We start from the raw sequence: 24099 nt of genomic DNA, 5'->3' as shown, positions 1-24099 counted from the left end.
GTCGATGCCTCCTTATATTTTTAATGAATTTTGAATTTCTTCTTTTAATGTGTTTATCTTATTTTTAAATTCACTCTCAATGGATAATAGCTTAGCATTTGTATCAGTAACAAATTTATCGTCTTTAATTGCTTGAAGATTTATAATAACATTTGCCTTTGCGCCTTCGAATGCAGAATCAATAAAACATAACGCACTCCATAAATCAGAGATAGCCGACTTTGGACAAAAATCCTTCGCCTTCTCAAGGAGGTACTGTTTTTTATAGATTGTGTCTATAACCTCAAGAGGAACTAATGCAGCCCCAATAAGGGCATCCTGCATTAACTTCTTTCTCTTTTCTTTTTCCTCGTCTGTATCTTTAGGAAGTTTTAGCACCTCCATAAACTTATTGAATGCTTCAGCATCTTTAGAAGAAAGTTCGAGCAGTAAAAATGCTGTCTCTTTTGCATCGTTAATTAAAGTTGCAATCTCATCGTTTGGATTCTTCTTTTGATATATTCCCATTACCATAGATACAAGAGAAAATCCAAAAGATGCAACAATAGAAGATGCACTTCCACCACCAGGCGTGGAAGATGAGGATGCAAGTTCATTTACAAATTCTTTTAAGGGTAAATTAGAGTACATAAACCACCTCGCTTGAGTCTAAACATGAATATATAAAAATAAAACCAATTGGGCTACCTTTATATAATAGTATAAATTTGATTTTAGTCAAGAAGAAAACGAAGATACAAAAACTCTATGTTTCGATTAAAATATGGGTGATGAAAGATTTAATAGAAAAAGTCCTGAAAACAATAAATAAATATAATTTGATTAGTCCAAAAGATAGAGTACTTTTAGCAGTTTCTGGTGGAATAGACTCAATGACTATGTTACATATATTCAATAGAATTAAGGGTATCCTCGATATCGAGATTGGGGTTGCCTCTTTTAATCACGGAATAAGAACAGAAGGGCATGAAGAGGTTGCTCTTGTTAAACAATTTGCAGAAAGTCTTGGTGAACCTTTCTTTTATGGAGAAGGCGATGCCCTTAAAGTGCAAAAAGAAACCAAAAGAAACCTTGAAGATGTTGCAAGAGAATTGAGATTCGATTTCCTAAATAGAATCAAAGAAAACGAACACTTTAATAAAATCGCATTAGCGCACAATAAGAATGATTTTGCTGAAACTTTCCTCATGCATCTTTTCAAAGGAGCAGGGCTTAAAGGTTTAACGAGTATGCTTCGTAATGAAAACAACATTATAAGGCCACTTATTGAGGTTACAAGAGAAGAAATAGAGCATTATGCAAAAGAATATAGAATTCCTTATGTAGTAGATCTCACCAACTATAACCTGTCATATGAGAGAAATAGATTAAGATATCAGATAATTCCTCTAATAAAATCTGTTTATGGGCAGTTGCTTGACACAGTTATGAACTTTGGAGAAATTGCACTACGAGAAGATGAATTTCTTGATAAAGTTGCGGCAATTGAACTTCAAGGAATTAGAATACAAAATGAAGAATATTCGTTGAAATTATTTGAAGCACTACCTCTATCGATCAAACGACGTATTTTAATGAAGATTTTAGGAGATGCATCATCGTTTGAAAGAATAGAAAACATTTTGCAGTTTATGGAGGGCTCTCAAAAGAAAATAAGTATTGGAGAAGATTTATATATTACAAAAACCAAAAACACATTTTTCATCGAGCATGGAACTCCTTTCACAATCGATTCGTGTTATGTGCTATCAGTTCCAGGTAAAACTGTTATCCCCGAGAGTAGTATCGAAATAGTTTCGGAAGTTGTTGAACCAGATTATAAATTTAACTTAAAGGACAAAAACATCGCTATCTTTGATATGGATCAATTAAAGTTTCCGCTTATGGTAAGATTTAGAAAAGAGGGGGATATCGTAGAAATTGAAAATGGACATAAGAAACTTCAGGACATATTTGTTGATATGAAAGTAAGAAGGGATTTAAGATACAAAATACCAATCCTTGTAGATAACGAAGGAAAAATTCTATGGGTAGTCTCCGTAAAGAGAAGTTCAATAGCAAAAGTAAACGAAAGTACAAAGAAAGCGCTTCTTTTAAGAATAGTTCCAATAAAATAAAATTTATGATATAATTATCGTATGCATGAAGATATTGAAGAGATTCTCGTATCCGAGAGTGAAATAAAGAAAAGAGTGAAAGAGTTAGGAGAAGAGATTTCCAAAGATTATAAAGGGAAATTTCCTCTCTTCGTATGTATTTTGAGAGGAGCATTTGTTTTTCTTGCTGACCTCGTTAGAAATGTCGATATCCCCATTTCTGTCGATTTTATGGCTATTTCAAGTTATGGTGGCAAAACAGAATCAAGCGGACAGGTAAAAATCCTGAAAGACCTCGACACACCAATTGAGGATAGACATGTTCTTATTATAGAAGACATAGTGGACACAGGACTTACTATGGATGCCGTTACGAGATTGCTCAAGACAAGAAAGCCAAAAAGTATAAAGATTTGTACGCTTCTTGATAAAGTAGAAAGACGAATTATTAATGTTAAAGTTGATTATTATGGCTTTAGAATTCCAAATAGTTTTGTTGTTGGTTACGGACTTGACTATGAAGAAAAATATCGAAATTTGCCTTATATAGGCATCTTAAAAGAAAGAGTATACAAGGGAGGTAAATAATTTAAATGGCACCAAAAAATAATAACAATCTAAAAAATACATTAGTAAGAGAAGCAATAGGATGGGTACTTTTAATTGTTGTTTTGTTCTTTGCTTCTAAATTCTTAATTAATGGTGGTAATTCAGCACCAGAAACTATTCCTTACTCACAATTCTTAAGTTATATCGATCAAAAGGAATTTACCAGCGTAATTATAAAGACGCAGGACAATGTAACAACACTCGTGATAGGAACCCTCAAAGATGGAAAGCAGGTTCAGGCAAGGACTCTTCCATTTTCCACAGTTCTTGAGGACAAGCTCGCCCAATCTGGAATAACTTATGATATTCAGTCATCGAGTTCAACCTTTACAACTCTTTTATGGAACATAGTCCCATGGATTGTAATTATGCTTATATGGTGGTTTTTAATGCAGAGAATGCTTGGTGGTGCTTCTTCTTCATCCAATCAGGCGTTCAGTTTCGGAAAAAGTAAGGCAAAACTTTTCTTAGACAACAAACCACAAATAACATTTAAAGATGTAGCAGGGGCAGATGAAGTTAAAGAAGAAGTTAAGGAAATAATAGAGTTCCTTAAAAACCCGAGGAAGTTTACAAAATATGGAGCAAAAATTCCAAAGGGAGTTCTCTTGGTTGGACCTCCAGGATGTGGTAAAACGCTCATTGCAAAGGCAATTGCAGGTGAAGCAGACGTTCCATTCTTCTCTGTTTCTGGTTCTGAATTTGTTGAAATGTTTGTTGGAGTCGGCGCTTCACGTGTAAGGGATCTTTTTGACCAGGCAAGAAAATACGCTCCATGCATAGTCTTCATTGACGAAATTGATGCTGTGGGAAGATACAGAGGAGCAGGCATTGGTGGTGGGCATGATGAAAGAGAGCAAACATTGAACCAACTTCTTGTAGAGATGGATGGTTTCGACCCACATACAGGAATTATCGTAATTGCTGCAACAAATAGACCTGACATCCTCGATCCTGCTCTTTTAAGACCAGGCAGATTTGATAGAAGAATTGTTGTTGGTCTTCCAGACACAAAGGAAAGAGAAGAAATTTTAAAACTGCACGCAAGAGGTAAGCCCCTTGCAGAAGATGTAAACCTTACAGCAATTGCCCAGCAAACAGCAGGTTTTACAGGAGCCGATCTTGAAAATCTTCTTAACGAAGCAGCCCTTATTGCAGTGAGAAAAGGGCAGGAAAAAATAACCCAGAAAGAAATTGAAGAGGCAATAGACAAGATAATAGCAGGACCAGAAAAGAAGTCGCTTGTTCTATCCGATGAAGAGAAAAAAATCGTTTGCTTCCACGAAACTGGACATGCAATTGTTACAACTGCACTTCCTTCTGGCGATGTAGTCCATAGAATTTCAATAGTTTCAAGAGGTATGGCTCTTGGATATAATGTGCAACTTCCAGAAAAAGATAAGTATCTCCAGAAGAAAAGTGAACTTATAAATAAGATTGCAGCACTTTTAGGTGGACGTGCAGCAGAAGAAATTTTTATAGGAGAAGTTTCTACAGGTGCTGCAAACGATCTTGAGAGAGCAACAGATATTGCAAGAAAAATGGTTCGTGCATATGGTATGTCAGAGAAACTCGGGCCTCTAACATTTGGCAAGCAAGAAGAACTTATATTCCTTGGAAAGGAACTCGGAGAACAAAGAGACTATAGCGAAAGGACCGCAGATCTTATTGACGCAGAAGTTAAGCGGTTTGTAGAACTTGCATACAACAAAGCAAAAAAGGTTATAGAAGCAAACAAAGACCTCGTATTTGAAATAGTTGAAGTTCTTAAAGAAAAAGAAACACTTCAAGGTGATGAACTTAAGAACTACCTCTCAAGAGTTAGAAAAGAAGCAGAACTTAATCTTGAAAGCGTTTGAGGTTCTCTATAGACACTTTGGAAGGCAGAATTGGTGGCCTGCGGAAACTCCTTTTGAAGTAATTGTTGGAGCAATTTTAACTCAACAGACTACATGGAAAAATGTTGAGAAAGTGATTTCAAGATTAAAAGGGCTTGGGGTTTTAAATCCTCTTGCCCTTTATAATTTGAGCGTTGACGAACTTGCACAACTTATAAAAGAATCGGGATTCTATAGATTAAAAGCAAAAAGGTTAAAGAACTTCCTTAAATACTTCAAACAGTACAATTTTGATCTCGAACAACTGAAAAAGAAAAGCTTGCAGGAGTTAAGAGAGGAATTGCTTAATATCGACGGCATTGGCAAAGAAACGGCTGACTCAATTTTACTTTATGCGCTTGATAAGCCAATTTTTGTCGTAGATAACTATACAAAAAGATTCGGCTATAGGTTTGGAATATTGAAAAAAGACTTAAAATACGATGATATAAGGAATATTTTTGAGGAAAGTCTAAAAGGCAAAACAATCAATGAAACCATTGATAATTTTAAAGAGATGCACGCTTTGATTGTAGAATTAGGCAAAAATTTTTGCAAAAAGAAACCGGACTGTTCCTCTTGTCCGCTCATAAACGATTGCGAAAGGAAGGGGTTAGAAAATGAGTACAGTTAGAATTGTTGAACAAAAAGATTATGAACTTGATACTTTAAAAGAGAAATTGTTGGAAGTCCTGGACTGGTTAAATTTTGACGAAATTAAAGATAAAAAAATTGTTGTTTTCTTTGATAATATGCTCCCAAATATTAATCTTTTAAAAGCATTAAACAATATTTTAGTTGATAAAGGTGCAAAAACTGTCGAATTTGGAACATCAATTATTTTGCCTAACCAAAATGAGCTTTGGTCTCTTTTCGAAGCACAAGGTTTAAAATTCCATGATTTTAGAAATGAACCATACGAGGAGTTTGAGGTAGATTTAAAGGCTAAAAAAACACAGCATTTTTTGGGCTACCAAATTTTATCTCCAGGGCAGTATCAGATGGAAAAATCTTTTGAAAAGTCAGATGTTTTCAAAGTTAGGACACTTAAAAAAGTCTTCATTCCAGAAACTGTTGCTGAAAGTGATTACATAGTTCCTGTGGTTAAATTAAAAGATTCCCCAGTAAGTAAGATTGGCGGCTTTCTAAATTCATTACTATATTTGGTTCCAACAAATTTGAGATCAGAAATATTCCTTAGAATACTTTCTGCAAAATTTGGGGATGCATTGCTCGATGTATACGGTGTAATTAAAAATTCCATTCTTTTTGGTGTTGTGGACGCAGTAGAAGGAGAACTAACAAATAGTGAAAAAGATAAATTCGGACTTCTTATGTCGTCAAAAGATCTTCTTGCGCTGGACTCCGTAATTTCAGTCCTTATTGGATTCCGTTCTTCAGATATAGAAACGAACAAATTAGGATCAATTTACGACCTAGGGCACGGACTTTTGAAGGAAGTAGTAATTGATGGAACAGATTTCCTCAAATTGAGAAAAGAACTTGTTAGGAAGATGAATTTTTCAAAATTTTATGAAAGAAAGTCCTTTCCTACTATAAAGGGGCAGGATAGAGAGTTTGACTATATCGGTCTATACTGCCCCACTGGCGCAATCGAAAAATTAAACTCAAAATATAGCATAAACAAGTCAAAATGTATTAAATGTAACTTTTGCATCGAATTAGCACCAAAATTATTTAATACATAAAACTTATTAGAGACTTAGTGATACATTAAAATAAACAGAATATCCGCAAGTATTATTTCAAGGATAGTAATTGGTGCAACCTTTTTAATGTATTCTCCCCAGCTCACTTCAATTCCAGCATTCCTCAATATAGAAAGTCCAACAACGTTTGGAGTTGCTCCAATAGGAGTTAGATTACCTCCGACATCCGTTCCAAATGTTATAATGAGTCCCATAGAAAGCAAACTTACTGGAACTTTCCCAGCAAGTGCTTTTATAAGAGGAACCATAGAAGCTGCAAAGGGAACGTTATCAATAAATCCGGATAGTATAGAAGAGGTCCAAAGTAATACATTTTTTGTTATTAAAGCGCTACCTTTGGCAAAAGACACGATAACATTTGCAAGAGATTGGATTACACCCGTAACTTCGAGAGCACCGATGATTATAAAAAGTGTTGCAAAAAATACGAATACTTCCCAATCAATCTTTTCCCATATATCTCCTACTCTATGGCCATTTAATAGCAGGACAATCGTTGCACCTATTATTCCAACATGTCCAACCGTTATTCCAAGTTTCTCATGAATTATGAGCAATAAAATTGTAATTAAAAAACTAAAAACACCAGAATAAAACATATAGATATTCTTGATACTTGAGTATGGTTTAATTGAGTTTACATAATCCATTTCAAGAGTTTTTGCTTTTAAAAAATCATTCCTATTAGCAAAATAGAACAAGTATGCGTTCAAAATAAGTAAAACAAATACTAAAGGTGCCAGATATATAATATATTGTGCAAGTGTTATACCCAACCCCGTTCCAAGGATTATATTAGGTGGGTTACCCATAAGCGTAGCGCTTCCACCAAGGTTTGAAGAGGCAATTTGAGATAGAACAAATGGTACAGGGTCCATATTAAGTTCCCTTGCAGTCTGGATGCTCAATGAAGCCATGAAGAGCATTACTGTTATACTACCCATAAAAGCAGACAGTATACCAGTTACGATAGCTAAACTAATAAAAACTGTCATAGGTTTCCCTTTTGATAATTTTATCACATAAGCACTTAGTAAATCAAAGAACCCACTTTCAACAAGTACGTGCACAAGGATATACATGCCAAGTATAAGACCCATTGCTTCCCAGTTTATAAGGGAAACAACCTGAGTATCTTTAAGTATACCAAGTATAAATAGAAGTACTGTGCCAGCTAATGTTACTATAGTTCTTGGCAATAAGTCAGCAATTATCAAAGCGTAGACAAAAACAAATATTAAAATAGATGTTAAAGCATGATTATTCATTTTAACCTCCTATACTAATCGCAAATTAGAAGTAATGGCTTTGGTAAGAAAGCTATGAGTAATTTCAAAGTCGCGTCTAATGAAAACGGCTTAAATATAGTTCTAAGTTTGTAAGATGGTCTTGGCGAACCCCTCGATCCTATAATGATATCGGAAAAAGACGATCTTTTCAAGATCGAATTTATTTCACTTTCTTCTGCATAAGTTATCGTAAAATCTATATGGAAATTACTTAAAAGTTCTTTTACACGCTCTGCAATTTTCTCTTTTGGTTCTCTTAAAATTAGTGCTTCGACCTCAGAATCCCAAAAAGATGCAAGTTTACCAACTTCAACTGTTGCAATTTCGGAATACTTACTCCCTGTTGTAGGGTGTAAAATCTTTGGCGACCTTTTTATTTCGAGACGCTCGTTTAAAAGTAAAACAGGAATATGTGAGTTAATTAGAAGCCTGTATGTTGTTCCACCTATTTTTATCTTATTTACGCTTATTCCCGCATGAGTTTCGAGAACTATAAGGTCTATACCTTTTCTCTTTGCATAACTCAAAAGGACAGAAACAGGCTCTCCTTCAATTACCTCTGTTTGAAATTTTGCTTTTTTCTCTTCCAAAAGTAATTCAAGGCGGTTCAAAGTTTCCTCTGCAAGAGACTTCATTTCCCTAAAGACCGTTTTTGTATAATAACCAGAAAAAGGACCAAGATTTACAACACTTAGTAAATACAAAGTAGAGTCAGGGAAAAGATTGTAAGTATACTCAACAACATCATCCATAACCTCAGAGTTATCAACAAGAATCAAAATTTTCTTATACATTTCTAAAACCTCCTTCTATATAATTTTAGCAAAGATAAAATTTTTTGCAACTTTTTTCAAAATAACTGCTATAATATATTTAGGAAAATTAATAAATCTGAGGTGGAAAAAGTGAAAAGCGGAATTGTTACAATTTTAGGAAGACCAAATGTAGGAAAATCTACTCTTTTAAATTACATTGTCCAGAGAAAGATCTCTATAGTAACGCCAAAGCCTCAAACAACCCGGTTTAGAATTTTAGGTGTTAAAAATCTAAAAGATGCACAGATTGTATTTGCAGATACGCCTGGTTTTCACCTTGCAAAAAGTGCATTGAACAAATATATGGTTAATGTGGCTTTGAAAAGCCTCGAAGGTGCAGATGTTGTTTATTTTATGGTTGAGGTAAATGACTATATTGGAGAAGAATATCCGGAAATGCTAAAGCACCTAAAGGACCTCACAATTCCTGTTTTTCTTGTTATCAATAAGATTGACATGTATAAAGAAGAAGACATCAATAAAACAGAGGAAGTTTTTAGAAGTCTTTTTGATTTTAAGGAAGTTTTTAGAATTTCAGCGCTTACTGGAAAGAATGTGGACGCATTAATTGAAAAAACTGTTGAGTATCTTCCTGAAGGGCCTGCATACTTCGACGAAGGAGAAGTTACAGATTTGCCGTTTAATCTCCAGGTTGCAGAACTTATAAGAGAAAAACTATACCTTCTTTTGAGGCAGGAGTTACCTTACGAGACCGCTGTTACCGTTGAAGAAGTAAAGGAAAGAGAAAACGGCGTTCTTTATATTAGCGCCATAATCCATGTTGCAAAAGAATCCCAGAAAGGCATAGTAATCGGTGCAAATGGTTCTATGATTAAAAAAATCGGAACAACAACGCGCCTTGAACTTCAAGAGATCCTTAAAAAGCCAGTTTTCCTTGAATTGCAAGTTAAAGTGGAAGAAGACTGGCCTAAATTAGAGAGTAAACTTAAGAAATTAGGATATATAATTGAATAAAAAGGAGGTCGTGATGGGTATCGAAGAGAATTTAAAATCTTTAGGATTAACCTTACCAAAACCAACAAAAACTCTTGGAAGTTATGTTCCCGTTGTAGTCACAAACTCAAAACTTCTTTTTTTCTCGGGAGTAATCCCAGTTGAAAATGGTGAGGTAATAAAAGGAAAATTCGGAAGAGAACTAAAATTAGAAGATGCAAAAAAACCTGCTCAATTGATAGTTCTCTCAATCCTTGCAAATATAAAAGAAGTAACAAACGATTTTGCCAAAGTAAAACAAATTGTAAAGATTGAAGGGTTTGTAAATGCAACAGATGACTTCGAAGACCATCCTAAGGTAATGAACGAAGTTTCTAATCTCCTCGTAAGTGTATTCGGAGAAAAGGGAAAACACTCGCGCATTGCTATAGGCGTTAATTCACTGCCAATGGGTGCTTGTCTTGAGGTTTCCGGCATTATTGAATTAGAGTGAAGGAATAACAAGCACTGGGATTTTAGAAAGCCTTATAACATTTTGAACAGTGCTTCCTATTAGTGTTGGAGTAAATCCTGCTCCGGTAGATGCTATTACTATTAACTGAGCTTTTTCTTCTTCAGAAATTGAAACAATTACTTTGGATGGAATTCCAAATTCCACCCTTGATGTTACCTTCAAACCGTTTTCTTCAAGTTCCTCTTTTATATATTTCATTCTTTCAAAGTTCCTCTTTCTATACTCCTCAATCTCGAGTTTTGAAGAACTTCTGGAAGTAAATTCCTCATATTCAAGTACATTTACTACGACAACTTCTTTTAAACCAAAATTCTTAAGTTTAACGATGTAAGAAACAACTTGTTCACTAAACTTAGAAAAATCAAATGGAAATACGACTTTTTCAACCATTTCACTCTCCTACTTCAACAAAATTAATCCCAATGTCCCCAAAATAATGCAGTATATTGAAAAGACATAAAATTTGGTCTTCTTAATGAGAGGGAAAAATATCCAAAGGCTTATTAATCCTACAACAAAAGAAACCAGGGAGCCAACAAAAAGGTCTGTAACAGTAAAGCCCGAAAAATTCATTTTTCTAACCTCAAGAAGAGAGGCACCAAATATTACAGGGATTGCTACAAGAAATGAAAATTTAGAAGCGCTTTCCCTGTCCATTCCAGAAACAATTCCTCCAGTTATTGTGGAGCCTGATCGGGAAATACCAGGAGGGAGCGCTAAAATTTGAAAAACTCCAACAATTAGCGCATCCAATGCCGTGATATTTTCAAGTGTTTTTCTTGATTTTTCAGATAAAATACTTCCAATAATGAGAAGTATTGCAGTAATAAAAAATAGATAGGAAACGGTCCTTGGGTTAGAAAACAAAAGATCAACCTTATCAGATAATAAAACTCCTGCAATTCCAGCAGGAATTACAGCAATAATAATCAAAACAAATAATCTTAAGTAAAATTGCTCTTCTTGAGTTCTCCTACTTTTAAATATTGAGAAGACACCTTTCAACAGTCCCCAAACTTCTCTGTAGAAGTAAACCAAGAGCGAAAGCAAAGTTCCAGCATGAAGCCCCATTGTAAAAGCAAGATTGGGAGGGTTAAGATGAAATAATGCTGGAATTACAACAAGATGTCCCGATGAACTTACCGGTAAAAATTCTGTAGCACCCTGGATTATTCCAAGTATAATTGATTCAGTTAATCTATTCATTTTTTACCTCCACTGAATTATAGCACAAACTATTTAAAAATAAAAGGTTTAAGAGTATAATTAATTGGAGGTGGGATATGAAAAAGATAGCAGTTTTGATTGAAGACAATTTTAATGAGTTCGAGTTGATTTATCCTTACTACAGGCTTAAAGAAGAAGGCTTCCAATCGGTTCTTATAGGTCCACAAGTGAAAACTTACCACTCTAAAGTTGGGCTTGAGATGAAGGCTGAAGCATCTATTGATGAAATAAACTTTGACGAGTTTGACGGAGTAATAGTTCCTGGAGGATACGCGCCAGACTTGCTTAGAAGAAACGAAAAAGTACTTGCTTTTGTAAGGAGGATGTTTGAATCCAACAAACTTGTTGGAGCAATTTGCCATGCAGGTTGGGTTCTAATATCAGCAAAAATCGTAAATGGAGTTACAATGACTTGTTTCTACTCTATAAAAGACGATGTAAAGAATGCAGGCGCAAAATATGTCGACGAAAGTGTAGTTGTTGATAACAATTTAATAACATCGAGACAACCTTCTGATTTGCCAGACTTTATGAGAGAAATAATCAAGTTTTTGAAAAAATGAGTGAAATTTTTGTTAGTGTTATAGAAGGAACAAAAATAAAAGTAATTAAGGGCGACATCACCGAAGAAAATGTCGATGCAATAGTAAACGCTGCAAATTCTTATCTGTCTCATGGAGGTGGCGTTGCCCTTGCTATTGTAAGAAAAGGTGGAAGAGAGATTCAAAAAGATAGCGACAAAATCGTAGAAGAAAGAGGTCCAATACCCGTTGGAGAAGCCGTAATTACAAAAGGGTACCGATTAAAAGCAAAATATGTAATTCATACTGTTGGACCAAGATTTGGCGAAGGTAATGAAGAAGAGAAACTAAGGAATGCAATACGAAGTGTTCTCAAATTAGCAAAAGAATACGGCATAAAGTCTATTTCAATTCCTGCGGTAAGTTGTGGAATTTTTGGGTTTCCAAAAGACAAAGGAACGAAAATTATAGCAGATGAAGTACTAAAGTTTATAAAAGAAAATAAAGGAGTATTAGAAGAGGTTCATTTTATAGGTATCGACGAAGAGATAACAAATCTTTTTAAAGAGGCTTTAGTCAATGGTTGAAATTTATACTGATGGCGCAAGCAGAGGAAATCCAGGAGAATCTGCGGTTTCCTCTGTATTTGTGCTGGATAATAAAGTCATTCTGGTATATAGTGAATATATAGGGTTTGCTACAAATAATGTTGCGGAGTACACGGCAATTTTAAAAAGCTTAGAGAAAGCAAAGGAAAGAAATTTCAAAAGAATTAAAGTCTTCTCTGATTCACTTCTTGTCGTTTCCCAATTAAATGGAAGATACAAAGTCAAATCAAAAGACCTAATGCCATACTTTACATCAATAAAAAATATCCTAAATGAGTTCGAAAATATTTCTTTCGAACATGTCCCAAGAGAATCAAAATACACAAAAATTGCTGACTATCTCTGTACTTTAATACTAGGTCCTAAATAAAATTCACGGAAAAACATATTCAATTGTGATCTTCTTCTGCTTGTCATCCCATGATACTGTGCAGCCAATCTGTTCAGCAACAAAACGAAGCGGGACCATAGTTCTATCGTTTATTATTAAAGGTTTAACGAGCGGATTAGACGGATCAATTGGAACTTCAATTCCATTAACTTTTGCAATATTATTTCCTATTTGAAGACTTATTGATTTATTATTTATGTTTATCGTTACTATTTTATTAACTGTATCCCAACCTATACTTCCTCCTAATTTTTCTACTATTGCTCTTATGGGAACGACGGTTCTATTCCACCCTGATATAATTGCTGGTGCAGTCCCTCTCCCAGGATCAATTTCTTCAGCAACACCATTTACGTACATAATAGGATTTCCGACTTCAAGGACTATCGTTAATTTTAACTTGCCAGTGAATTTAATATTCTTCTGGATAGTGGTCTCTTCACCAGTTTTTGCTTTAGATACTACTATTAAATTTGTTTGGTAACTTGAGAGCGTTAACTTATATGTAAAACTCCCATCACTTTGAACAGAAACCGGCATACCATTTACATAAACTGTGCAATCAGGCGTTGTTTTGCCTGTAACTGTAATCGTTTGGACTGAAGTCGAAAAGTTATCAGGTATATTTACAGTAAGCAAGGGTGTAACGGTTATTCCACCAGGAAAGATATTTTCAAATTGTTTTACTTCATCCGTAACAGCAGAGTAATTAGCTTCCGTAATTTGTAATACAGCACTTCCAATATTTAGACCTTTAAAAGAAAGATAGCCAATTTTAGATGTATTTAATAGATAATTCTCTTTTGGGAATTCAACCATTACTGTAATGCCGTTATCAATCTCTTTAGTAAGTATAAGTGCATTACTAAATTGAGATTCCGGTTTAAAACTATCAAATGCAACCTTATTTTTGTCAAATATTAAATCAAAAGCAATTCCCCTTATACCCGAAGGGTTTTTAATATAAAGTGGAAGCAGAATGTTTCCTCCAACTTGAACCGAACCTTCATCAATAAAAATTCCAGGTTGCAAATTGGAAGTAACGCTTATTATAGAATTAGATATCATTGAGTATTTAAGATTTGAGGAAGTTACCTTAAAAATAACCTGTGTTGAGTCACCATCTTTTGCATCTTTACTTTCTACAAGAACCCTTACTCTTTTAGAAGTATTTGGAAGAAGCAAGAATGTGTTACTTGAATCAAAAATGGTATATTTAAATGAGTTTGCATTTGTTAAACTTACGGAATATGTATAAGAGTCAGTCTTTAACCCAGTATTAGTGACAGTGAAATAAATGTTTACAAAGTCTGAATGAGAAATGCTTGCTTCTTCTGGGAACGAACTAACAGAAAATGAATAATCAAGATATTGCTTTTTTACCTCAAAAACCCAGACAATATTATGAAAGGCATCAGATGCAATAATGTGTGAATTCTCAATCTCAATTGAAGTAATACCAGGATAGTTAGGCTCAGTTTCAAATAAAGGTGTACCATTATTAGTGAATACTGTTATCTTACCATTCTCAGTATTTGCAATATAAACATTATCATCTTTGTCAATGTCAAGATCTTCAGGAATATATAGTTTAAAATTTCCTTTTCCGGAACCGCCAAACTTCATAAGTTCTTTGAATGTTGAATCATACACATGCACCATATTATCATCAAGGGATGTAATAAAGGCTTTTCCTTTTGAATCAAAAGCAATTCCCGAAGGGAACTTACATACGCTAAAACTACCAACAATTTTAAAATTGCTATCCAGTTTTAGCACCTGACCATTGTCCTGTGAAGTTACCCAGTAATAACCGTTAAAAAGCAAAATTTTCTTTAGCAAACCAAAATTTGCATTAAGGATGTTTTGTTTGAAAGCTCCTGTTGAACTAAAAACAAGAATTTGATTATTGCCAATAGCAAGGATGTTTCCTCTTTTGTCGGAATATATCGATGTTAAAGAAGGTAGGCTTTGACTTCCAATTTTCGTTATTCTAAGAATAAGAGTCCCATCAGAACCAAATTTCAGAATTTCACTCTGGTCAAGGTTGCCTCTGTTAAGAACCCAGGTATAACCGTTTTCATCAAGAGTTGCACCGACTGGATTTAGCAAAATACCCTTGCTTGAATCTCTCACAAAGTCTTTTTTGCTTACGAAATATCCTGAGGTATTAAATACCGAAAGCCTTGTTATAAGAGGATAGCCAAATGGCGCATCAGAGTTGGATTGTAAATAGAAGAAATAGCCAGAATCAAAAACATAAAGAGAGTTAGTCGAAGAAACAGCAATACCAGCAGGTGTAAGAAAAGCACCATCTGGAATAGATGATGTGCTATTTGAAAGACTGCCAAAAGAGTTTACAAGTTTGTAATTAGTATCGAATACAAAAATTTTGGGGTTGCTTGAAGAGTTTGGATTTAGCCCTCTATCAACAACATACAGATATCCTTTAGAGTCGGTTGCAGAGTCTGAAGGAAAAGTTAACACATCATCTCCAAAAGCCTTTACTAAATTAAGGTTCAAATCAAAAACGTAAATTTTTTTCTCTTTACCTGAAATGGCAAAGATATTTCCTTTTGTATTAGAAGAAAGCCCTAAAGGAGTGGCTATATTGACAGAACTTAAAATTTTTCCATTAGAATCGAGTTTAAATAAAGTATTCGAGAAGTAATCAGAAACAAATATATAATTTGAAGCAACAGTAACTCCTATAGGCGATGTGAAAGAAGAATTCTTAATACTTTTTATGAATATCCCGCTTTTTTCGTAAATCCTTATTTCCTTTCTAAAGGGGTCGGTTATATAAAAATTGTTGTTCGCAAAAGCAACATCAGTTGGATATGTAAATTCCTTTAGAGATCCAAAGGAATATTTTTCTTGAAGCAATGGACTAAGAATATGAATACGTCCGTAAGCATTATCAATAACTGCAATAAGACCGTCATCTGTAACTGCCATACCCTGCATTGGGAAAATGTATCTTGTATCATAGTCACTTTCAAAGAAATTTACTTCCGCAAGCGTCGCACTTCCGATAAAATCGCCCTGAGGAATCCCAATTTCAGCTATTGGATTAATAGAATCTATAGTATAAGCATCTACTCTATTCAGAATAAAAAAATTCGATACAGTTATTAAGACTAAAAATAGCAAAACGACTTTTCTCATATCGCCTCCTTAAGGATAAACTTCCCCAAAGTGCTTTGCAAAAATAAAGAAATCATTTTTATCAACTATGCCGTCGAAGTTCAAGTCACACTTAGGATTAAAATTCTTGTTATCCTTAGTTAAACCAAAGGTTGCCTTAAAAATGCTTGCATCCTGAGAGTCTACTCTTTTGTCTCCGTTAAAATCGGCTATTTTTGCGTAGTCAGATATAAGATACTTAATTCCGTTCACATAGAATACTTCATCTGTGTCTGAAGAAGGTCCATAAATATCAATAAATCCGCTGCCATTTTCTAACGCTTTAAAAGAAAGTTTTAGTTGCGTTGTTGTTACCGGTGAAACGGATTGAATTTTTATAATAACCCCATTTTGCGAGTCACTACTATCTACTGAAATATCTCCCTGAGAAACTAAGATAGAAGATAAGGCAATCTTAGTTTTATCGAATCGAAGTTCAAAACTTAAATTCAAAAATTGCTTTGTTGCATTAATATTCAAATTAACAGGTAGAATATCACCCTTATTCATTAACGGAGCGTAGTTTGAAGGTAAACTCATTGAAATAGTACCAGTTACTCCGAAGTTAGATACTGAAAAACTTCCGCTTTTAACAAAGGTTTCAACAGTAGGGTATACATTTTTACTATTTTCGTCATCATTTGCTTCAATAAAAGAAATCTTGTAAAAATACGTCCCGTTCTGCAGGAAATACAAGCCTCTTACAGGATCATAAGGTGAAAGCGTTATCGAATAGTCTCCCACATATATTGGCGCAACATCAAAGATATCCTTAATAATATTCCCTTTTGCATCAATCACGGAAACTCGTACTTCTTCTGCAATGTTTTCCCTAAACTTATAATTTTCTCCAGTTCCAACGCTCCCTATTCCAACGGAAAACGAAATTTTAGCAGTATCATTTGGAGAAAGGATATTTTTGTCTATCTTTACATTGTATATAGGTTCTTTTGGTTCGTTATCGTTTAGATACACAAAAGGAATATGTAGTTTCTCAAATCCGCTATCAAAGAAAATAAAACCATAAGAACTTATAGTATCAGAGGAAGCAGATAACGAAATGTTGAATGAAAAGGTTGAATTTCCTTTTACTGTTATTGTAGATGGTAAATTTATATTTAATCTTTCGTTGGAACCGAATGATATTGATGTTGAAAAAGTTTTGGAAGTGCTCGAAAGATTTTTTATCGTTAAATTGAAGGTTTTCGATTGTATGCCATTACCAAAGATTAATGATGAAGGGTAAATAATAGCATTAGAATTAATTGCGTTAAATACATCAACTCTTCCAGCACCTTGAAGAGTAGGGGAAAACGGTAGTGAAGATGCGGGATTATATAGTATATCTGCCGTGTTCATAAGTATATACTTTATTTCTTGAGGTGATAAATTAGGTTTTGCTTGCTTAACCAGTGCAACGGAACCTGCAACTACAGGCGAAGCCATAGATGTACCACTCATTTCAACATATGAATTATTTAGATAAGTTGAATTTATATTAACTCCTGGTGCAACAAGATCTGGCTTCAAATAAAAATCCGTCGTAGGACCTGCAGATGAAAATTCGGCAATTTGACCTAATCCAAATTCGTTACTTATCGTAACTTTCTCTTTAATATGCTCTTTCAGAAACTGACCATCGGTAAATGAAATAAAAAGGAAGGGTATGAAATCCGTTCTTGAAGGATTATCCTGCGAAACGAGAGTAATTTTTGGCATTCCACTTACATTATTGTAAACAATGACACCAACTGCACCTGCATCTTTTGCATTTAAGTCCTTATCTCCAAAATAAATCTGACCCCTCTCGATTAGAGCTATTTTCCCTTTAACATCAATACCTTTAAAGTCTTCTTTTCGCCCAAGTCCACAATATACAATATCAAAGTCACCTTCGCTAAAGTCAGGTGATTCGTTTGGGTATTGCCCAATAATTTTTCTCCCAAAAGAGTTAATTATCCCTGTAAGGGCGTCATTCGAAGCACCGACGCCAATTGCAAGATCAACAGAACCAGGAGAGCTAACAGGGTAATTGAAAAATTCACTTGGAACGCCGTTATTTCCGGCTGCAGCAACTACAACAACGCCTGAATTAACAGCCGTCCTCACTGCTTGAGATTCCGGATCAGAAGAAGTAGCTCCTCCATTCTGAAGCCCTATTGAAATATTTACTACATCACACTTGTCTTTTACTGATTGATCCAAAGCCTTTATAATAAGAGAACTTGTTGTAGTAGTGCTATTTTTTGAAAACACTTTATAGGCATAAATTTTTGCATCCTTTGCAATCCCTTTTTCCGATCCTGCAGCAATACCTGCAACATGTGTGCCGTGACCATCGTAGTCCATTGGGTCAGGATCGTTATCAGCAAAATCATACCCACCAACAACTTTTGAATTAGGAAATTTACCTCCACCAAGTTCCTTATGCGTATAATCAACACCCGTATCAATAATGCCTATTTTTATATTCGATCCAGTAATATAATTACCAGAAGCATCTTTTGTTGCATTTACCAAGTCTGACTTTATTACTTTCCTTGTGATATCTCTTTCAAGCGTATAAGTTTTTTCCTCATAAATCCCCTTTATAGAGTTAGAGCTTAGAAGTTCATTGAGAATTTTGCCATCTGCTTCAACGCTTATTCCGTTAACAACATAAAGGAAATCGTAAGTAGTCTTTCCGCCAAACTTTTCGATCATCCCTCTGAAATTTTCATGTTTTTCATTAAGAGATCTTTCATAATTTTCTGTTGGATTGACTCCAATAAGCGAAAGTAATTTATACGAAAGCGTATCTTTATAGTTAAGAATTGATGGTTCGTTAAAAAGAACGATTGCCTTGTAAGTTTTCCCTTCAACGAATTTTGAATAGTTACTTTTTGTCTTGTTTGCTTTTATTGGTGAAGAGAGAGAAAATAAAAACAAAAATACTAAAAAAATCGAGATAATCTTCTTACTAAGTGTATATTTATTTTTCATACTTTATTATACATTTTTTGATTATTTTGCAAAATAAATTATAATACTTTGAAATGGAAAAAAGAGGTATAGACTTACTTATTTTTGACTTCGACGGAACGCTTTTTGATACAACCTTGGATATAGCAAACGCCGTTAACTTTTCTCTCAAGCAATTCGGAAAATCTGAACTAGATCCAAAATTAATTTGGAGTTATACGGGCGATGGCTTACTAAATACCGTAAAAAGGGCTTTTGGTGAGGGAAATGAAGAGATAATAAATAAAGCTTATGAACTAACTTTAAAGTACTATATAGAACATTCAGGAGAAGAATCTATCCCTATCGATGATGTTCTTGAATTCCTTGAAACCGATACCCATAGAAAGGTAATTCTCTCAAACAAGAACCTTGAACCTATGCTAAAGGTCTTAGAAAGATTTAATATTAAGGATAAATTTGAGAGAGTATATGGCTTCGAGAGCCTTCCTTTTGTAAAGCCTGATCCACGAACAATAGATTATATTGTACAAGAGTTAAACCTTCCGAAAGATAATGTTGCAATAATTGGCGATGCAGACCAAGACGCACTAACTGCAAAAAACGCAAACATCAGGTGTTTTATAATTCCTTCAAAACCAATAACTGTTGAATGTTGTTTAATTTTCACTAATTACCATGAACTTGGCATTTTATTGGAAAACTCTTAAAATAAAATAGGAGGCATAAATGGCATATCTTTTGGTAATTGTATTGAACAAAACAGAAAAAATTAACAAGATTCTCGAAAGATTTTTAGAGGTTGATGTAAGAGGAGCAACAATTATCGATTCAATTGGAATGGGAAGAACACTTGAACCCGAAGTTTCTACATTTTCGACACTTCTTGAAATCTTTAATGTAGGTAGTGGTAGATACCCTGAAAACAAAACAATATTTACGGTAATAAAAGAGGAAAAAACTTTACGAGAAGCACAAAGGGTTGTAAGAGAAGAACTAAATGACTTTAAGGAGCCAGGAACAGGAATAATGTTCGTTGTTCCCGTTATAGACTTTGTTGGACTTGCACCTTCCTTAGAAGAAGAGAAAAAAGCAATCGAAGAGAAACGAAAAATAGAAAAAATTATCTAAATTGGTGGAGGCGGCGGGAGTCGAACCCGCGTCCGGGTAGGTAATCTATACTGGCAACTACAGGCTTAGCCATTTTTTGTTATTCACGCTCTAACTCCAAATGGCAGGATTTAGAGCGCATATTCCGACTTGCTACTCTTGTAACAGGCTCGGAAAACCTATTACAAGAGGCTCATGTCCCGACGCTTTGCAAGCCCCATGAGCAAAGACTTTGCAAAGCGGCAGCATAATCTTATGCTGCTAATGCATAACTATAATCGGCGTTTATTTTTTAGCGGCTTTTTTAGGAGGCCAACCGCTATCCTCCGCCTGCTCCAGTACACCTTACCTATCCGTCGAGCCCCAGCGCCCCCATTTTTTACGCCTATATATTATAGCACAAATTTTCGCTTTTTGTTACATCACCTTGCAACTGTTTCTGTTAGAATTATCATTAATAAAATAAAAGGAACAAACTGAATAATATAGCCAATATAAAAGTAAAGTGGATTTGATAATCCAACACTTCCAAGCGCCCCAAGTAACGCACTTAATTCAAATATTACAGTAAGAGAAACTACGACTCCATTAAAATCTAAAACATAGTTAACATTCGTATTTTCTTTATTAGTTAAAGCGAAAAATATGAGAGGTGGTATCATTAAAAATACATAGGAGAGAGGATAAATTGGCAAATTGAGATTCAATAATTCGTTAATAATAAATTTGTTAGCATATGGCAACACAAATTCCAATGCAACTACGATTAAGATTACGATAGTCGAAAAAAGTTTATTTTTTAATTCTTTATCAATAATTATTGAAATGTAAAATAGAACAGAAATAAGTAAAAAAGGCAAATATACAAATAATTCGGTTCTTTCCACTGCAAGAAAAGGCAGACCTCCAAAAACAAACAAAAAAGCGAAGATTATAAAAATATTTGCTATTTCAATTTTCGAGATTTTTCTCTCAAAAGTAAGTAGTATTGCTAAAGCAAAAATTAACGCAAAGTAGAACAATATTACCTCAAAAGTTGGATACGGTGGAAACACAACCTGATTATGAGGCATTAGAGTTTGAAACTCGACTAAATTATAAATGGCAAACAACGCAATGTAAACAAACGCAAATGAAAGCATCTTACTCCTTCCTCTATAGAAGACATACATCAAAAATACTCCAGACATAATTAAATAAGAAATTGATATTATGCTGTATCCAAGAAATTTCAGGTTACATAAAATTAGAACTATTGACAATAAAAGCGATAGAGTTATAAACATTGCTTTATTTAGAAGCCGTTTGATTGGAAATTCTTTTTTATACAAAACAAAGGCAAACGCTAAAATAACTATAACCAAAAAGAACTGCGGAATTATATTACTACTTTCATAAATATTTTCAAAAGTGAGCCCTTCAACTATTATACTTTCGTCCTTATCAAGATCTATTGATTTTATCTCAAATGGACTTAAATCTAAATCAAAAGATCTTTCATTACCTGGAACTCGTGATATTACCTTTTTATGGATATTTTCGCTTGTTCCATTCCTAAAAATTACTGAAACATTGTGAAATGTTGTTGGCTTAATTGTCGTAGTTTCGACATAAAAATTATCATTATGTAATTCAACAAGTCCGATTCCGTTAATATCAAAAACGAGGAAATTCTTACCACCATCACTTATAAATCTTTTATTACCTATACCGCCAATTGTATTTATATTTTGAGGATTTATACTGCCAATTTCTAATTTAACGCTTCCATTTCCTTTAAAAACATAACTTGAAACGGACTTATTGTTAAATTCTGAGACTTCGTAATTTTCAAAATTCTTGGTCTCTTTGTAATCGAGATTATTAACTCTGCTAATTATCATTAGAGATTCTGATATAATAGGTGAGAACTTCGAAAAATCAGCCTCATAGTAAAAATAATCATTGGTTGTAAGATCCCTACCAAACTGAGGAGTAAGTCCATATATAGTGCAGATATCAAGAAAATTTCTAATATCAGTATCATTAAGCCTGCCGTTATAATTTGCAATTACTCTTTTATTTGCGAGTATCTCTCTAACGGTTCTAACTTCGTCAAATCTGTTATCGTTTACGTTTGTTACAAAAACATCACCAACATCCTTGACTAAATTAGCGTTTTCTTTTGTAACATTTGTAAAGACTATTATTTTGTTTCCAATATCTTTTTTCAAAGCACTTATCGAACTCTTAATTACTTTTTCATATCCATAGGTTACCTTATCTGGAAGAGCTATATAAAATCCATCAAAATCAAGAAAAGGATTTTGGTATTTTCTCCTTGCAGCTTTTGTTAAGATATTCGATTGATCTACTATTGTACCTTTCAAAAATTGATAATATGAGGTCAAATCCTTATATGGAAAGCTCAGGGGATCTAAATAGAAGTTTGTCGTTAAGGTGTTCTTCATTTTCGGCGTTCTAACAGGAATTGCTATGTAACCCGTCTTCGTAGACTCATATTTGTATGTAATTACAATTTCAGGTTCACTCTGTTTAACCTCAGTTACAGCCTTTCCATTAGCCTTAAAAAGTGATGCAATTACTGCAAGTAACTTTTGTTGTTCCAAAAGGCTGAGGTTTGAATTTTCCTTGTAAAATTTTACTAAATCGCTAACGTTCGCAGGTTTTGTGCTTTCAAAAGGGTAAAGAAGCAAGTCTAATTTTACAAAAGTTCTTATTCCGTTTTTATACGCTATATTTTCAATATCTACAAGCGAATTTGGGTCTTCAATAAAATAGGAATTTACAGGAATACTGCCATTTTTTATCAAAAAGGTCGAAAGGTCTATATTAGAAACTGAGATCCCCTGTCCCAAGAAGCTCCTATCTATATCTTTAGCAAAAACAGGTGCATTGAAATTGGTTAAAAGTACCATAAAAATAATTAGGATAAAAACCAAAATTAGTTTTTTCATAATCTATTCACCTTCCAAAGAAGTTATACCACAACTAGGCTATTAGTCAAAGATAACAGATAAAATTTTTAGTACATAGAGAGTTTAAGAAGATATAAAGGTTAGAAATAAAAAATGGTGGAGATGAGGGGATTTGAACCCCTGACCCCATGGATGCAAACCATGTGCTCTACCGCTGAGCTACATCCCCACCGATGGTGGGCTTCTCTGGACTCGAACCAGAGACCTCGTCCTTATCAGGGACGCGCTCTAACCTACTGAGCTAGAAGCCCTTACGCTGTATATTCTAATAAATTTATCCTTTTTGTCAAGAGTTACAAGCCCCTGTTCAGGCATTTTTAAATAAATCCTTGTAGTCAAAAGCAATTTCGTATATTTTTGTTACAACTTCTTTTGAGAGTGGTTCTCTTGCTGAAATAGTATCTTTTCCTTCATCCTCAAATGCCATCTTAACAATTTTTTCTATATCGTCTTTCTTTACCCCATACTTTTTCAAAGATTCAAAAGCATCTACTTTTTTCAAATAATGAACAAGCCTTTCGATTGTTTTAGTAGGTGAGTCAGTTGAGAAAATTGCTTTACCAAGTTTTTTCAGCCTATCGGCGTGGATATCTTTTGTAACATATAGAAATGCAGGGAGTAAAATTGCAAGACCTCTCCCATGTGATATACCATAAAGCCCTGAAAGGGGATGCTCAAGCCTGTGAATTGGAAATGGACCACTTCTCCCCGCAGAAGGAATCTGCGATAACGCGAGAGAAGAAATCCACGAAAGGGATTCTCTTGCATCTATATTTTGAGGATCCGAATAAGCTATTTCACCAAAAAACAGGGCTTCTTTCATGAGAGACTCAGAAATCGCATCAGACACAGGAGCATATGCCTTAGAAGACAGATAACTTTCAAGGATGTGCGTAAACATATCAACAACACCGTCAATGGTTTGTTTCGGTGGAATGGAAAGAGTTAAAAGGGGGTCTATGATAGAAATTTTCGGATACAGGTACTGAGACATAATGCCTCTTTTGTGTCTTGTTCGAGTATTTGTAATCACAGATGCGCCGTCTAATTCTGAGCCGGTTGCTGCCACAGTTACAACAGATAAAATAGGCAAAACAACACTATCTACTCTCCTTTTCGGAGGTCTTTCAAGGTAATCCCAAATATGGTTACCGGTCTTAGCGACAAGTGATATTGCTTTTGCAGCATCAATTACACTTCCACCACCAATTGCAATAATGAAATCAACAGACT

21 protein-coding genes, 2 tRNA genes and 1 other RNA gene are annotated in these 24099 nt (G+C 34.4%); 12 read left to right on the top strand and 12 right to left on the bottom strand.

Annotated elements, in window-relative coordinates; all coding sequences use genetic code 11:
• Positions 1-12: 12 nt before the first annotated feature.
• On the bottom strand, positions 13-630 hold the full coding sequence (locus tag JHC30_03020; protein ID MCI4463124.1) for a cyclodeaminase/cyclohydrolase family protein: 618 nt from the start codon (positions 628-630) through the stop codon (positions 13-15).
• Positions 631-770: 140 nt separating this feature from the next.
• Here JHC30_03020 and tilS point away from each other — a divergent pair, with 140 nt between their 5' ends.
• The 5 genes from tilS to JHC30_02995 are packed head-to-tail and all read left to right on the top strand — an operon-like array spanning position 771 to position 6291.
• On the top strand, positions 771-2117 hold the full coding sequence (gene tilS / locus JHC30_03015) for a tRNA lysidine(34) synthetase TilS (protein ID MCI4463123.1): 1347 nt from the start codon (positions 771-773) through the stop codon (positions 2115-2117).
• A 21-nt stretch (positions 2118-2138) separates the two neighbouring features.
• Positions 2139-2684 (top strand): hypoxanthine phosphoribosyltransferase, encoded by a 546-nt coding sequence (hpt, locus tag JHC30_03010; GenBank protein MCI4463122.1) that lies wholly within the window; start codon positions 2139-2141, stop codon positions 2682-2684.
• A 5-nt stretch (positions 2685-2689) separates the two neighbouring features.
• A complete protein-coding gene (gene ftsH / locus JHC30_03005; protein ID MCI4463121.1) occupies positions 2690-4564 on the top strand; it encodes an ATP-dependent zinc metalloprotease FtsH in 1875 nt (624 codons plus the stop codon).
• Positions 4500-5216: an endonuclease gene (locus JHC30_03000; GenBank protein ID MCI4463120.1), complete on the top strand. Its 717-nt coding sequence runs from the start codon at positions 4500-4502 to the stop codon at positions 5214-5216. Before ftsH ends, JHC30_03000 begins: the two co-directional genes overlap by 65 nt.
• The gene (locus JHC30_02995) at positions 5203-6291 is read left to right on the top strand and encodes a DUF362 domain-containing protein (GenBank protein MCI4463119.1); all 1089 of its coding nucleotides are present in this window, start codon (positions 5203-5205) and stop codon (positions 6289-6291) included. Before JHC30_03000 ends, JHC30_02995 begins: the two co-directional genes overlap by 14 nt.
• A 14-nt stretch (positions 6292-6305) precedes the next feature.
• Here the strand turns inward: JHC30_02995 and JHC30_02990 are convergent, their stop codons facing one another.
• Positions 6306-7580 (bottom strand): hypothetical protein, encoded by a 1275-nt coding sequence (locus JHC30_02990; GenBank protein ID MCI4463118.1) that lies wholly within the window; start codon positions 7578-7580, stop codon positions 6306-6308.
• A gap of 14 nt (positions 7581-7594) precedes the next feature.
• Positions 7595-8395, bottom strand: a complete 801-nt coding sequence (locus JHC30_02985; protein MCI4463117.1) for a universal stress protein — start codon at positions 8393-8395, stop codon at positions 7595-7597.
• Between the two features lie 111 nt (positions 8396-8506).
• Here JHC30_02985 and era point away from each other — a divergent pair, with 111 nt between their 5' ends.
• Both era and JHC30_02975 read left to right on the top strand, forming a co-directional pair.
• Entirely contained in the window at positions 8507-9391 is an 885-nt protein-coding gene (era, locus tag JHC30_02980; GenBank protein MCI4463116.1) for a GTPase Era, read from the top strand.
• Between the two features lie 13 nt (positions 9392-9404).
• Positions 9405-9863, top strand: a complete 459-nt coding sequence (locus tag JHC30_02975; GenBank protein ID MCI4463115.1) for a RidA family protein — start codon at positions 9405-9407, stop codon at positions 9861-9863.
• On the opposite strand, the gene JHC30_02970 is transcribed toward JHC30_02975, so the two are convergent.
• On the bottom strand, positions 9855-10274 hold the full coding sequence (locus JHC30_02970; GenBank protein MCI4463114.1) for a universal stress protein: 420 nt from the start codon (positions 10272-10274) through the stop codon (positions 9855-9857). The genes JHC30_02975 and JHC30_02970 overlap by 9 nt on opposite strands.
• A 9-nt stretch (positions 10275-10283) precedes the next feature.
• Positions 10284-11090, bottom strand: a complete 807-nt coding sequence (gene uppP, locus JHC30_02965; GenBank protein ID MCI4463113.1) for an undecaprenyl-diphosphatase UppP — start codon at positions 11088-11090, stop codon at positions 10284-10286.
• Positions 11091-11167: 77 nt separating this feature from the next.
• Between uppP and JHC30_02960 the strand changes: the two genes are divergently transcribed.
• From JHC30_02960 to JHC30_02950, 3 genes are read left to right on the top strand one after another with little or no spacing between them, the layout of a single operon-like run.
• Positions 11168-11674, top strand: coding sequence for a type 1 glutamine amidotransferase (locus JHC30_02960; protein MCI4463112.1), 507 nt, complete (start codon positions 11168-11170; stop codon positions 11672-11674).
• Positions 11671-12219, top strand: coding sequence for a macro domain-containing protein (locus JHC30_02955; protein MCI4463111.1), 549 nt, complete (start codon positions 11671-11673; stop codon positions 12217-12219). The genes JHC30_02960 and JHC30_02955 overlap by 4 nt, the downstream gene beginning before the upstream one ends.
• Positions 12212-12610, top strand: coding sequence for a ribonuclease HI family protein (locus JHC30_02950; GenBank protein MCI4463110.1), 399 nt, complete (start codon positions 12212-12214; stop codon positions 12608-12610). Before JHC30_02955 ends, JHC30_02950 begins: the two co-directional genes overlap by 8 nt.
• A gap of 3 nt (positions 12611-12613) precedes the next feature.
• Here JHC30_02950 and JHC30_02945 read toward each other — a convergent pair whose 3' ends face one another.
• Positions 12614-15799: a hypothetical protein gene (locus tag JHC30_02945; GenBank protein MCI4463109.1), complete on the bottom strand. Its 3186-nt coding sequence runs from the start codon at positions 15797-15799 to the stop codon at positions 12614-12616.
• A gap of 9 nt (positions 15800-15808) precedes the next feature.
• On the bottom strand, positions 15809-18799 hold the full coding sequence (locus JHC30_02940; GenBank protein MCI4463108.1) for a S8 family serine peptidase: 2991 nt from the start codon (positions 18797-18799) through the stop codon (positions 15809-15811).
• A gap of 53 nt (positions 18800-18852) precedes the next feature.
• On the opposite strand from JHC30_02940, the gene JHC30_02935 reads away from it, so the two are divergent.
• Together JHC30_02935 and JHC30_02930 are read left to right on the top strand one after the other, a co-directional pair.
• Positions 18853-19488, top strand: a complete 636-nt coding sequence (locus tag JHC30_02935; GenBank protein ID MCI4463107.1) for an HAD family hydrolase — start codon at positions 18853-18855, stop codon at positions 19486-19488.
• Between the two features lie 19 nt (positions 19489-19507).
• Positions 19508-19909 (top strand): hypothetical protein, encoded by a 402-nt coding sequence (locus tag JHC30_02930; protein ID MCI4463106.1) that lies wholly within the window; start codon positions 19508-19510, stop codon positions 19907-19909.
• A gap of 2 nt (positions 19910-19911) precedes the next feature.
• Here the strand turns inward: JHC30_02930 and ssrA are convergent.
• From ssrA to JHC30_02905, 5 genes are all read right to left on the bottom strand, one after another.
• Positions 19912-20262, bottom strand: a transfer-messenger RNA (tmRNA) gene (gene ssrA / locus JHC30_02925).
• A 48-nt stretch (positions 20263-20310) separates the two neighbouring features.
• Positions 20311-22845, bottom strand: a complete 2535-nt coding sequence (locus JHC30_02920) for a hypothetical protein (protein ID MCI4463105.1) — start codon at positions 22843-22845, stop codon at positions 20311-20313.
• A 115-nt stretch (positions 22846-22960) separates the two neighbouring features.
• Positions 22961-23035, bottom strand: a tRNA-Ala gene (locus tag JHC30_02915).
• Between the two features lie 5 nt (positions 23036-23040).
• Positions 23041-23117: transfer RNA gene (locus JHC30_02910), tRNA-Ile, on the bottom strand.
• Between the two features lie 56 nt (positions 23118-23173).
• Positions 23174-24099: iron-containing alcohol dehydrogenase (locus JHC30_02905; protein ID MCI4463104.1), on the bottom strand; the 926-nt coding region annotated here is incomplete at its 5' end.

This window comes from Caldisericum sp. (assembly GCA_022759145.1).
GTDB lineage: Bacteria > Caldisericota > Caldisericia > Caldisericales > Caldisericaceae > Caldisericum.
Note: the sequence above shows the minus strand (reverse complement) of the source record. Positions and strands in the feature narration are given on the sequence as shown.